Raw genomic sequence first — 12,773 nt, 5'->3', positions numbered from 1 at the left:
TTTAAAACATCATCCACGCCACCAGCGGTGCCGCCAGCACCATCACCACGCCAGACAGCATCATCACCAGACTGGCGACCACGCCTTCTTGCTGACCTAGCTCATAGGATCGCGCCGTTCCTGCGCCGTGCGACGCCGCGCCAAATCCGGCACCTTTCGCCATGCCTTCGCGAATCGACAAACGCAGAAACAGAATATCGCCCACCGCCATGCCGAACACCCCGGTGACAACGACAAACAGCGCCACGAGATCCGGCTGGCCGCCCAGCGGTTTCGCCGCCGCCAGCGCAAACGGCGTGGTCACCGAACGTACCGCCAGGCTGCGCTGAATTTCATCCGATAACGTAAACCAGCGCGCCAGCCAGACGGAGCTGGTGACGGCCACCACCGTCGCGGTGACGACCCCTGCAGTCAGCGACATCCAGTGACGTTTGATAATCGCGAGGTTGTCATACACGGGCACGGCAAAGGCGATCGTCGCCGGGCCTAACAGCCACAGCAGCCAGTGCGATTCGCCAATGTAATTCTGCCAGGAGATGTGGCCAAAAATGAGCATCAGCACCAGCAAAATGGGCGTGAACACCAGCGGCATCAGCGGCAATGTGTGAAAGCGGCGATACAGGCGTTTATTGGCAAAATAGATAACCAGCGTGGCGATAAGGCACAGCAGACTGACCTGAAAATTAGTCATGCTTCTGCCTGCTGATTTCAAAGCGATACACTTTATCCACCACCCACGCGGTCGCGCCCAGCACCATCAGCGTACTCAGCGCAATGACGGCAAAAATGCGCCAGCCATCGACCATCAGCAGTTGGGCGTAATTGACCACAGCCACCACCGCAGGCACGAAAAAGAGCAGCATTTCCGCCAGTAGCCAGCTTGCGCCTGCGCGCACCCAGTTCAGCGGGATAACGCGACACACAATCAGCGTCAGCATTAACATCATGCCCACCAGATTGGCGGGCAGCGGCAAATGCAGCCAGCTGACGAGGTATTCTGCGAAAACAAACAATCCAGCATAAAGCCCGACCTGAACCGGAATCTGGAGTCGTTGCATAACGGCAGGCGTAACACGACTTAACGCCACGGCCATGGGGATTTCCTTGAAATGAGATGAAGCGCCAGTATAGAGACCGCACGTAACGGACTGAAATGAATTAAAATCATCAAATGCATAGTCTCGGGGAATAATCATGGACATCAGAACGCTGCGCTATTTTGTCGAAGTGGTTCGCCAGCAGAGTTTTACTCGCGCAGCGGAAAAGCTGTTTGTCACCCAACCCACCATCAGCAAAATGCTGAAAAACCTTGAAGACGAACTGAACTGTACGCTGTTGATTCGCGACGGGCGCAAGCTGTTGCTTACCGATACCGGGCGCGTGGTGTTTGAACGTGGCCTGGCGATTCTGGCGGAGTTCCGCCAGCTGGAAGCGGAGCTTGGCGATATTAACCACCTGAACAAAGGGCTGTTGCGCCTCGGTATTCCGCCGATGGTCGGGATGATGATGGCCGGGCCGATCAGCCTGTATCGCCAGCGCTATCCAGGCGTCGAGCTGAAAATTTCTGAGTTTGGTGGATTAACCGTGCAGCAGGCGGTGATGAACGGGGAACTGGATCTGGCGATGACCGCCCTGCCCGTCGAAGAAGACAGCGGTCTGGCGACGCTACCGCTGTTCAGCCATCCGCTGTGCGTTTTGGTTCCACGCTCAGGCGACTGGCTGAGTATTGAAACCGTTAAGCCCGAACTGCTGGCAGAGCATCCGCTGCTGATTTACAACGAAGATTTCGCCCTCAGCCGCCAGCTGATGCAGCTGTTTAGTCAGCACGACGTGAAGCCGCGCATCGCCGTGCGCAGCGGCCAGTGGGATTTTCTCGCGGCAATGGTACAGGCGGGTGTAGGCATCGCGATTTTGCCGCAACCCATTTGCGAACGTCTGGATAAAAACACGCTGCGCTGGATCCCGCTCGAAAGCGATCTGCACTGGCAGCTAGGCATGATTTGGCGCGAAGGGGTTTATCTGTCGAACAGCGCGCAGGCGTGGCTGACGTGCTGCGAGGGGTTTTGGGCTCCCTCACCCTAACCCTCTCCCAAAGGGAGAGGGAACGTAAAATCCATGCGGTAGAGGTGGGACGCTCTCTGAGGGTTAGCTTACCACTCCCCCTCCCCGTGGGAGAGGGAACGTAAGACGCATCCGGTAGAGAGGGAGGCTCTCTGAGGGTTAGCTTACCACTCCCTCTCCCGTGGGAGAGGGAACGTAAAAGTCATCCAGTAGAGAGGGACGCCCTAAAAGGGAGAGCAAACCACTCCCTCTCCCACGGGAGAGGGAACGTAAAACGCATCCGATTGAGAGGGAGGCTCTCTGAGGGTTAGCTTACCACTCCCCCTCCCCGTGGGAGAGGGAACGCAAAACGTATCCGACAGAGCGGGACGCCCCAAAAGGGAGAGCAAACCACCCCGACCCTCTCCCGTGGGAGAGGGTCGGGGTGAGGGCATCAGACCGCACGTATTACTGACTCTCGATCAACAGCGCTTCCAGCAAATCGAGATCGTGCAGCAATTTTTGCAGCGTCTCATTGCTGATCTGGCGCGTCGCGCGCAGGTGGTACAGCTCGGCACGCTCGGAGCGTAACGCGGCCAGGCGGAAGCGCCGCTCAAGTTTCTCGGCCAGCATGGAGCTTTCAACATCATTGCTGCCATCGGCGCGACGGCGCAGGTTACCGATCACCCGCGAACTGACCTCGGTCAACAGCTGGTTATCAATGTTCTCTTCGATATCCGCGGCAAGACGTTCTTCCATTTTCTGGATCGCCACAATCGCCACTTCCGCCGTTGCGGCCCGCGCGATGCGCTCCTCTTTATGCTGCTGGGCATGGTCGGCCACTTCCAGATGTTGCAGCAAAATCGGCAGCATCACCACGCCGATAAACAGCGAGAACAGAATCACGCCCGCCGCCAAAAAGACCAGCTCATAACGCGCCGGGAAGACGTTCCCGTCCGGCAGCAGCAGCGGAATGGAAAGCACACCGGCAAGAGTAATGGCCCCGCGCACGCCCGCAAATGACGCAATCAGCAGTTCGCGCGTGGTCCACGAGCCAAACTCCATCGGCTTCTTCTTGAGAAAGCGCATGCTGAAGTTTTTCATCGTCCACAGCCAGCCAAAGCGCACCAGCATCAGCGCGACGTAAATCAGCACGATATCGGTAAACAGCATCCAGGTTTCAACGTTTGGATCGGCTTCGGCCGCCACCAGCGAGGATTCCAGAATACCCGGAAGCTGCAGGCCCAACAGCAGGAAAACCATGCCGTTAAACACAAACTCCAGCATCGCCCAGGTGCTGTTGGCGCGCAGACGCATCGCCAGCGGCGCACGACGCATCACGCCTGCACGGGTGATGGTCATACCCGCTGCAACCGCCGCCAGGATGCCCGACACGCCGATATGTTCCGCAATCAGGTAGGATGCGAACGGCAGCAGGAACAGCAGAACGATTTGCGTTGCAGGCTCATCGCCGCCCCAGCGACTGAGGAAGCCCAGCGAACGACCATACAGCCAACTGACGACAAAACCGGCCAGGATGCCGCCAATCGCCACTTTGAAGAATTCAACGGTTGCGCCGCCGATAGTGAAAATCATGGTGCCCATCGCCACGGCGACGGCAAACTTGAGCGCCACCAGGCCGGAGGCGTCATTCATTAGCGCCTCGCCCTGTAAAATGCCCATGATTTTCTTCGGAATACGCCCTTCGCCGACAATACCGGACAGCGCCACGGCATCGGTAGGCGACAGCACTGCAGCTAGCGCAAAGGCCGGAATCAGCGGGATGCCCGGCACGATCCAGTAAATCAGGAAGCCTATCCCGACCACCGTGACGACCACCAGGGCCAGCGCGAGGCCAAATATCTCTCGCCCGTGCTCAAGGAATTCGCGCGTCGGCGTTTTCCAGCCATCGGCAAACAGCAGCGGCGGGATGAACAGCACGAGGAACAGTTCGGGATCGAACTCGACGTGCAAGCCAAACGTCGGCCATGCCAATAGCGCGCCGATGGCAATTTGCATCAGCGGGAGGGGTAACTGGAAGGGTAGTACGCGGGTGACTACCCCGGAAAGTGAGACCACGAGGGTCATGATGAGAATGGTGAAGAAAATTTCCATGCGTTCCCTGTTTGCGTGTTTCTTATTGTCTAAAACCTGAAGCGTCGTGCTTCTATTTTACCCTCTTCAGAGTAACGCAAATGACAACGAGATGTGGTCTGAAAATGAAAACGGGCAGCCTAAGCCACCCGTTTTCGCACATTAGTACCCTAAATAATTCGGGTTACAGGACAAAACGCCTTTAGCGTTTTGAACAGCGCTTGCGCTGGCCCCGAAGGGGCGAGGCCATAGGCCGAGTAACGCGGCGACGCAGCGCCCCCCCCCCGGGAGCTTACTGATGTAAGTGACCGGGGTGAGCGAGGAAAGCCAACGCACATGTAACTTGAAGTATGACGGGTCACTTTAAATCAGATGGCCCAGCCGCCCGCATAGAACGCCACCAGTGCGATGGCGATCACCACGGTGCCAACGTTCAGCTTGCGCCATTCGCCAGAAACCAGACGACCAATCACCAGCGAGGCAAAGCCAATCATGATGCCGGTGACGATGTTGCAGGTCAGTACGATGAAGACGGCGGTAATCAGGCCAGACATCGCGTCAACGAAATCGGCAAAATCGATTTTCGCTACGTTGCTCAGCATCAGCAGACCAACATACATCAGCGCCGGTGCGGTCGCGTAAACCGGGACCAGATAAGAGAGTGGCGACAGGAACAGGATCAGCAAGAACAGCACGCCGACGGTGATTGCCGTCAGACCGGTTTTACCGCCTGCCGCCGTACCGGCTGCGGACTCAATGTAGACCGCTGCCGGAGCCGCGCCCACCAGACCGGAGAAGACGCTGCTCAGGGAGTCGGTGGTTAGCGCTTTGCCGCCATCGATAATCTGGCCGTCTTTATCCAGCAGATTGGCCTGACCTGCAACCGCACGGATGGTCCCCGTGGCGTCAAATACCGCGGTCATGACCAGCGCCAGCACGCTTGGCAGCACAATCGGATTCAGCGCGCCGACAATATCGAGGCTACCAATCAGAGAGTTACCCTGTTCATCACTCAGCGACGGCATCGCAAAGATACCGGAGAAGTGAACGGTCGGATCGAAAAGCAGGCCGACCACGGAAATCCCGATAATCGTCAGCAAGATACCGCCAGGCACTTTCAGTTTTTCCAGGCCGATAATGACCGCCAGGCCAATGAGCGACATGATCACCGGGAAGCTGGCGAAATGGCCCATCGCAACCGGCAAGCCGTCGAGTGGGTTTTTAACTACCAGGCCCACGCCGTTGGCAGCAATCAGCAGCAGGAACAGGCCGATACCGATGCCCGTACCGTGCGCCACGCCTTGCGGCAGGTTCCGTAAAATCCAGCTGCGGATGCCGGTCGCAGAAATCACGGTAAACAGCACACCCATCAGGAACACCGCACCCAGTGCAACAGGCACGCTGATGTGTTGGCCCAGCACCAGGCTGAACGCGGTGAATGCGGTCAGTGAAATTGCGCAACCAATCGCCAGCGGCAGGTTAGCCCACAGGCCCATCACGATAGAACCCAGACCCGCAACCAGACAGGTGGCAACGAACACCGCAGCAGGCGGGAAGCCCGCTTTACCCAGCATACCCGGCACAACGATCACGGAGTAAACCATCGCCAGGAAGGTCGTCAGACCGGCGACAACTTCCTGACGCACGGTGCTGCCGCGAGCAGAAATTTTGAACATGGCGTCGAGTGAACCGCCAGTACGCGCTGAAGGCGTAGACATAGAAAACATCCCCTGAGAATTTTTATCATTCGTTTATAAGCGTGGTGGACAACTCCACTGCCAGCGAAACGTCAAATCCTTGTGCTACGTTTGCGACGAATAGGGGCCGTCACAAAAAAAGCAAACGTTCAGCTCCGCGCTTACAAAACGGGTGGTTAATTGAAGGCAAACGATTATCTAGCCTAATACAGGCCCTTTTCAACTTAACTTTGTCGTTTTTCGCTAAAATTACCTTATGACGCTGAAGAAATAACCAGAGGATGCGCAAACGTTATCGTGAATGCGCAATTTAATAACAATTCATGTTTATCCGGGGATTTCAAACGGCCCGCCCTGCTGAATCGCACGTTGCCACGCGGGGCGCATTTCGACCTTTTTCTTCCATGCGTGTAGATGCGGCAGGTTGTCGACTCCACCGCGCGCAAGTAACGCGAATACCGGGAAGCTCATCTGAATATCCGCCATGCTGAGATGATCGCCTGCAAACCAGCTGTTCTCGGCCAGTTGCGATTCGACAAAACGCGCGTGCGTTTCAATCTGACCGTTGAGATAGCCTTTCTGTACGCCTTGTGCCAGCAAGTTACCCAATGTTCGCAGACCAAAAGGCACCGGCGGTTTGCCCAGACTATTAAAGACCAGTTTCATCATCAGAAGCGGCATCAGCGACCCTTCGGCGTAATGCAGCCAGAAGCGATACTGGGTTTTATGCGCCGCATCCTGAGGTTTAAGATGCGACTCCGGATCATAGGTTTCTTGCAAGTATTCAAGAATTGCACCCGATTCCGCGAGGATCAGGCCGTTATCTTCTACTACAGGCGATTTACCCAGCGGGTGGATTTTCTTGAGCGACGGCGGCGCCAGCATGGTTTTTTCGCGCTGATAGCGGACAATTTGATACGGCACGCCGAGTTCTTCGAGCGCCCAGATCACGCGCTGTGAGCGGGATTGATTCAAGTGGTGGAGCGTGAGCATGGTTTTCTCCTTTGATTCATACAAACTAACTATAGAAAATTGCACAACTCCGCGAAAAAATTTTGGCTAAAATCTGAACATCCGCGCTGGCGAAGATGACGATTTTGCATACAATTAAAGTGTCAGCACAAACCGGAACCTCCCCAACTGCTCGACATGAGGGGTGTTGATGTCGGGGGAAACCCTCCCGTGAACCAGCGGGATAGAGAGAAAGACAAAGACCGGGAATAAACTAAAGCGCCTTAGTCTGGCGCTTTAGTTTTTTTATTCTTCGCCCAGCAGACGTGCGCCCGTGCCCTGCTCACCCAGTTTGTCGCCTGGGTTACGCAACGGGCAATCGCTCCGGGAAAGACACCCACACCCGATGCATCCATCCAGCTCATCGCGCAGCGCAACCAGCGTATGGATGCGCCGATCCAGCTCTTCCCGCCACTGCGAGGAGAGATCTTTCCACTCTTTTGCACTCAGCGAATGGCCTTCTGGCAGCACGCCAAAGGCGTCGCTGATGGTCGCCAGCGGGATACCGATGCGTTGCGCAATTTTGATAATTGCCACGTAACGCAGCACATCGCGGGTATAACGGCGCTGATTGCCGCCGTTACGGATGCTTTTAATTAGCCCTTTTGTTTCATAGAAATGCAGCGCCGAGACCGCCACCCCGCTGCGTTTTGCGACTTCACCCGGTGTGAGCAACGCTTTAATTCTCGGTAATCTCTTTTCCATAAAACCTCTTTACCTCAAGTTAACTTGAGGAATTATACTCCCCCGCAGAGAAAACGACCAATCAACTGAAAGTGTTGTATTTAAAGAGGGGCAACCTTATGTCACATCAGCAAATTATTCAGACATTGATTGAATGGATTGATGAACATATCGACCAACCATTAAACATTGACGCCGTCGCGAAGAAATCGGGCTATTCGAAATGGTATCTGCAGAGAATGTTCCGCACGGTCATGCATCAGACGCTGGGCGATTACATTCGTCAGCGCAGATTGCTTTTGGCAGCGCAGGCGTTGCGCAGCACGCGCCGCCCGATTTTTGATATCGCGATGGATTTGGGATACGTTTCACAGCAGACATTTTCCCGGGTATTTAGACGCGAATTTGATCGCACCCCGAGCGATTACCGCCACCAGCTCAACTAGCTGGTACGCGGGACAAGAACGTAAACAGGGTGCTGCTGCCAATCCATAAACTCTTGCGGCGGCATCGCCTTCGCAAAATGCCAACCCTGGCAATATTGCACGCCACGCTTCAGTAACCAGGTCACCTGCTCCGCCGTCTCCACCCCTTCAGCGATGGTTTTCAGCCGCAAGCTCTGGGCCATCTCAATGATGTGTTCTGCAATAAGGTGACTGGTGCTGTTGGTCGTCAGGGTATCGATAAACGATTTATCGATTTTCAGGATGTCGACGTTCAGTGAATACAGGTTATGCAGGTTGGAATAACCGGTACCAAAGTCATCGATCGCGACTTCATACCCGGCCTGACGGAAAGCCTGAATCACAGGGGTGGTTTTCGGCACATCAATAAATCCGCGCTCAGTCACTTCAATCTTAATTTGTTGAGCGCGCACGGAATATTGCTGAGCTTTATCAGAGATCAGGGCGATTAGGCGAGAAGAGTGGAAATCGGATGCCGACAGGTTAATGGAGATATAAAGATGCGGGTTATTCCCCAAAAAATGCCCGAGATCGTTAAAGACCTCTTCAACAACATAATCGGTAATCCGCTCAATCATGCCCTCTTTTTCTGCCAACGGAATAAACTCTGCGGGACTCATCACCTGACCGTTAAAACCTGGCCAACGAAGTAGGGCTTCCGCCCCTACGCATTGCTTATTTTTTATATCAATAATGGGTTGATAATGTACACACAGCTGGCGTTTATTTAATGCGCGGTGCAATAAACGTCCAGGTGAATTAAATTCTCGATGTGTGCGTGACCACACCAGCAATATAATTACGCTGCAAATCATTCCCAGCGGCAGCGTCAATGTCGCCTGATGATAAAGCATTTCATAAAATCGGGTATTCGAGGTAGAAACAATCGCGGCGATAGGACGTTTCGCAGAATTCGCGGTGGTGTAAAAGCGGCCATTACTTTGAAATGCTTGCTCAGGATTACCTAATAGCGAATGTAATAAAGAAATTTCGGCGTGTGGACTGACGGAAAAGAAATCGTTAGTCACCGTATCATATACACCCCATGTCAATGCATGGTCGGCCGACATGACTTCACCATATGACAATGGGTTGACCACCACCACGTAATTTCCGCGCTGCATATATGTCATTTTATAACCGGCGAAGAACGGCGTATCGCGGAAATAATAGATAGAGACGTCGGGTTTACGTGTGTAATTTGCGGTAGGGATAATGTAGGGTTGATCTGGCGTGGAGACAGTGGAACATAAAAAGCGCTGACCATCTGCATATATTAAATCAGCCACGTAGAGACGTCCACGAACGACATTTAACATATATTGCCGATGCGCAGGCGAACACACTTCGCCCTGGTATTTTTTGGCAGCGTCGCGGGCTAAATCAACCTGTTCAATAACGAGTTCAGTTTTATCTAAAGCGAGTTGGGCAAAGGTACGTAGCTGGCTGCTTGTTTCGGTAACGGCTCTTAGCTGGGCAAACCATAGCGCAAGCATCACCGGTAGCAGAACTACCATGATGATCCCGACTACTCTCAGCACCTTGCGCCGTGCACTACGATTCATTTCCGCCCTATATCCCTGCAATATGTGTGCCTGTAGTAATGAAGGCCGGATGCTTTGATAAACAGGTGATTACGTTGCATGAATCATGCGAAGTTAGCAACTGACTTTTAGTATTAAAATTCTCAAAGTTAGTTATGACGATAATATGTGTCCGTAACTCAAACTAAAAGTATGCGTTTCGTTTTTATTAGGGAAAGTTATTATCCAGCATTACCGGTGAGTTTTAAGATAACACGACAGGGGATCATTGATTAAGTCAAACTCGCAACAGCCTGAAAAAAACACATCTTAATCATGAAATTTAGGATTATTTGCAGATAAACATTACGAATGATGATTTATAAATAATCAATCGCGATCACCGTTTTTCCTCTTCCGCTACGTTTTGCATCATATAACGCTTTATCGGCACGCGTAAGCAGTGAAGAGGTATCGCGTTGACCATGACAGACCTCTACCACACCCGCACTAAAGGAAAGAACCAACGATTTGTCTTCGACCCGCATGGGTCTGTCAAAGAGCGAGGAACGCAGCAGTGTGGAAAGCGCCATCGCTGCCTGGCTATCGGCTTGCGTGAGCAGAAGCAAAAACTCCTCGCCGCCAACCCGCCCTAGAGCAGAGAGTCTCGGGCTCAACTCACGCAGCCGGTCGCAAAAATAGACCAGGGCCGCATCTCCGACCTGATGGCCCCACTCATCATTAATCTGTTTGAAATAGTCGAGATCGAACATCAACACGCAGAAAGGGCTTCCCGTTTCTGACGGCTGATGTTGCTCCGTCGCCGCTTGAAGCTTCTGCAAAATAGCGGAGCGATTAAAACAGCCGGTGAGATCGTCAGTGGTGGCCCTCAACGCCAGCTGACGTTCCGCTTTTTTGCGTTCGGTGATATCCAGACCAATGTTCAAAATAGAGCCATCGGGCAGCAGAATATTCGACCACAAAATCGTGAGTTGTGATCCGTCTTTTCGCAGCGGGTGCCACTCGTACATATCTTTCAGGGACGAGATATGGATTGAATCACGCACCCGTCGGCGCTCTTCGGGATCGGGATAAAAAAGCGCCAGAGGATCGGGATGGGCATTGATTTCCACCATGCTCCAGCCGAATACTTTTTCGCATTCACCGTTCCACAACACGCAACGGTTATGTCGATCAAAAGAGGTCATTAATACCGGGGCACGTTCAAACAACGTTTTATATTGAGTCACCACACGCTGCATCTCAATGGCCGTGCGCTCTCGGGAAATAATTTCGGCAAAATAATCTTTGAGCTTTTCAGCGAGAACAACAACAATATTTTTCAGCACGGGCAACGTATCAATACGCTGCGAAAACGCGAGAAAGAAATAGCCGCTGCAACGTCCATCCCGGGAGGATAATTTACATAACACCCCGCTTTGTAATTGCGCATGCCCTGGATGCTGGGGTGAAAATATTACCCTGCCGACGTTTTCTTTCCAGTAAATAGACCGCCACGCGCGGTGATGCTGTTGCAGCAACGTGCTGGCCAGGAAATCCGTCACTTCAAAAGGGTGACAAATCACCTCCCCCGCGCAAACGACGCGCGACTGAGCGCTTTCATCATCGATACTGACCCAGGCAAGCGTCGAGCCAAGCGTACGGTTGATCGTTTCCAGCATCTCAGACAGCGAACGCTGAAGAGTAAGCAGCGGCATCAGCTTTGCTAAAGCATGCAAAGCCAGCATGCTGTCGTTAATCACTTCGCGGCATGTGTCTTTCATCATTTTTATTCGCAGGTGATTGAATAATATAAATCGGGCATAACGAATAACTCAACATTCGTATAAAAATTGATTTAATGATTATTTAAAGACAGCGCATACTTATGTAAATATAAAAATTGCATGTGTGAAGAAGAAATGACAATGAGAACAAATAATCTATTAATTCAGAAAGTTGAGTTATTAGCTGTGCGTATAATTAATTGTCCGTTCAAGCATAAGTCATAGTAGTAATACTGTAAATATTCTCGCTCCTCACCTAAGCCACCCCCCTTTTCGCTATCCTAATGAATTCCTTATGAACACACAGTTAAACTGTCCCTTCGCCTGCGAAGATATATTTTCACGACAACGAATCCTTACGCAGAAGCGGCTTGTCACGCACAGTTTTCCAGCAACAGCACTGGCGAATAAAAGAACAAACGTGATATAGTTCACACATATTTTGCAACGTGAAACGCCGTTTCATTGTTACTTTTTTGTTATCTCGAGGATAGGTTTTATGGCAACCATTACTACCAGCATGGTTCTTTTGCGCTGGCCGTTATTGAGTGCAGTGATGATGTTTTTAGCCAGCACGCTCAATATTCAGTTCCGTAAATCAGATTATGCAGGGCTCGCCGTGATCAGCACCTTATTGGGACTGGGCGCAGCATGCTGGTTTGCGACGGGCTTACTGGGCATTACGATGGCGGACGTGGCAACTATCTGGAGCAATGTGAAAGTCGTCATGGTGGAAGCCATGAGCCATACCCCACCCGACTGGCCGATGGTCATCACCTGATCAATCGCGCAATTTTCGCGTAACGCATCGACTTTCTGAAACAAAAAGCCCTGCAAATGCAGGGCTTCTGGCAATACAAAACATGTCGTCTATAACAATCAGAACGGAATGTCGTCGTCGAAATCCATTGGGGGTTCGTTAGACGGTGCCGGTGCGGACTGCTGTTGCGGACGAGACTGCGCGCCGCCGCTGAACTGGTTGCCGCCGCCCTGTGGCTGTTGGGGTTGACCCCAGCTGCCCTGCTGCTGCTGACCGCCGCCTGCCGGAGCACCACCGCCCTGACGGCCACCCAGCATTTGCATGGTGCCGCCAACGTTAACCACGACTTCAGTCGTGAACTTCTCTGCACCGGACTGATCGGTCCATTTACGGGTACGAAGCTGACCTTCGATATACACCTGAGAACCTTTACGCAGATATTCACCAGCCACTTCGGCCAGTTTGCCGAACAGCACAACGCGATGCCATTCAGTCTGCTCTTTCATCTCACCGGTCGCTTTATCACGCCAGGATTCGGAAGTAGCCAGCGTAATGTTGGCAACTGCACCACCACTCGGCATGTAGCGTACTTCCGGGTCCTGGCCCAGATTACCGACGAGAATCACCTTGTTTACGCCTCTGCTGGCCATGATCGTGTCTCCTGAATTCGTTTCTTAATAGTGTAACGCGCGAGTGTATCATTTCCATGTAGC

The 12,773-nt window shown here is 52.8% G+C and carries 12 protein-coding genes; 3 read left to right on the top strand and 9 right to left on the bottom strand.

Going from position 1 to position 12,773, the window contains the following annotated elements; translation table 11 throughout:
• Position 1: 1 nt before the first annotated feature.
• The gene (locus AC07RN_RS10585) at positions 2–691 is read right to left on the bottom strand and encodes an LrgB family protein (protein WP_011915535.1); all 690 of its coding nucleotides are present in this window, start codon (positions 689–691) and stop codon (positions 2–4) included.
• A complete protein-coding gene (locus AC07RN_RS10580) occupies positions 684–1,094 on the bottom strand; it encodes a CidA/LrgA family protein (RefSeq protein ID WP_478336319.1) in 411 nt (136 codons plus the stop codon). The genes AC07RN_RS10585 and AC07RN_RS10580 overlap by 8 nt, the downstream gene beginning before the upstream one ends.
• Positions 1,095–1,194: 100 nt before the next feature.
• Here AC07RN_RS10580 and AC07RN_RS10575 point away from each other — a divergent pair, with 100 nt between their 5' ends.
• Positions 1,195–2,082: a LysR family transcriptional regulator gene (locus tag AC07RN_RS10575; protein ID WP_133631975.1), complete on the top strand. Its 888-nt coding sequence runs from the start codon at positions 1,195–1,197 to the stop codon at positions 2,080–2,082.
• A gap of 426 nt (positions 2,083–2,508) precedes the next feature.
• Here the strand turns inward: AC07RN_RS10575 and AC07RN_RS10570 are convergent, their stop codons facing one another.
• The 4 genes from AC07RN_RS10570 to soxR form a co-directional block, all read right to left on the bottom strand.
• Positions 2,509–4,155, bottom strand: a complete 1,647-nt coding sequence (locus AC07RN_RS10570; RefSeq protein ID WP_011915532.1) for a Na+/H+ antiporter — start codon at positions 4,153–4,155, stop codon at positions 2,509–2,511.
• Between the two features lie 347 nt (positions 4,156–4,502).
• Entirely contained in the window at positions 4,503–5,852 is a 1,350-nt protein-coding gene (gene ghxP / locus AC07RN_RS10565; RefSeq protein ID WP_011915531.1) for a guanine/hypoxanthine transporter GhxP, read from the bottom strand.
• A gap of 306 nt (positions 5,853–6,158) precedes the next feature.
• Positions 6,159–6,824 carry a glutathione S-transferase family protein gene (locus AC07RN_RS10560; RefSeq protein ID WP_449554898.1) on the bottom strand — a complete coding sequence of 222 codons (666 nt, stop codon included), beginning with the start codon at positions 6,822–6,824 and terminating at the stop codon, positions 6,159–6,161.
• 264 nt (positions 6,825–7,088) lie between these two features.
• Positions 7,089–7,547 (bottom strand): redox-sensitive transcriptional activator SoxR, encoded by a 459-nt coding sequence (soxR, locus tag AC07RN_RS10555; protein ID WP_011915529.1) that lies wholly within the window; start codon positions 7,545–7,547, stop codon positions 7,089–7,091.
• A gap of 98 nt (positions 7,548–7,645) precedes the next feature.
• On the opposite strand from soxR, the gene soxS reads away from it, so the two are divergent.
• Positions 7,646–7,972 (top strand): superoxide response transcriptional regulator SoxS, encoded by a 327-nt coding sequence (gene soxS, locus AC07RN_RS10550; protein ID WP_011915528.1) that lies wholly within the window; start codon positions 7,646–7,648, stop codon positions 7,970–7,972.
• Here soxS and AC07RN_RS10545 read toward each other — a convergent pair.
• Positions 7,969–9,555: an EAL domain-containing protein gene (locus tag AC07RN_RS10545; protein ID WP_478336318.1), complete on the bottom strand. Its 1,587-nt coding sequence runs from the start codon at positions 9,553–9,555 to the stop codon at positions 7,969–7,971. The two genes, soxS and AC07RN_RS10545, sit on opposite strands and share 4 nt — an antisense overlap.
• A gap of 338 nt (positions 9,556–9,893) precedes the next feature.
• Positions 9,894–11,297, bottom strand: a complete 1,404-nt coding sequence (locus AC07RN_RS10540; RefSeq protein WP_449554932.1) for a sensor domain-containing diguanylate cyclase — start codon at positions 11,295–11,297, stop codon at positions 9,894–9,896.
• Positions 11,298–11,799: 502 nt separating this feature from the next.
• Between AC07RN_RS10540 and AC07RN_RS10535 the strand changes: the two genes are divergently transcribed.
• Positions 11,800–12,081, top strand: a complete 282-nt coding sequence (locus AC07RN_RS10535; RefSeq protein ID WP_011915525.1) for a YjcB family protein — start codon at positions 11,800–11,802, stop codon at positions 12,079–12,081.
• 98 nt (positions 12,082–12,179) lie between these two features.
• On the opposite strand, the gene ssb1 is transcribed toward AC07RN_RS10535, so the two are convergent.
• The gene (gene ssb1, locus AC07RN_RS10530; protein ID WP_011915524.1) at positions 12,180–12,710 is read right to left on the bottom strand and encodes a single-stranded DNA-binding protein SSB1; all 531 of its coding nucleotides are present in this window, start codon (positions 12,708–12,710) and stop codon (positions 12,180–12,182) included.
• Between the last annotated feature and the right edge of the window lie 63 nt (positions 12,711–12,773).

This window comes from Lelliottia sp. GFLA7, from assembly GCF_056490165.1.
Note: the sequence above shows the minus strand (reverse complement) of the source record. Positions and strands in the feature narration are given on the sequence as shown.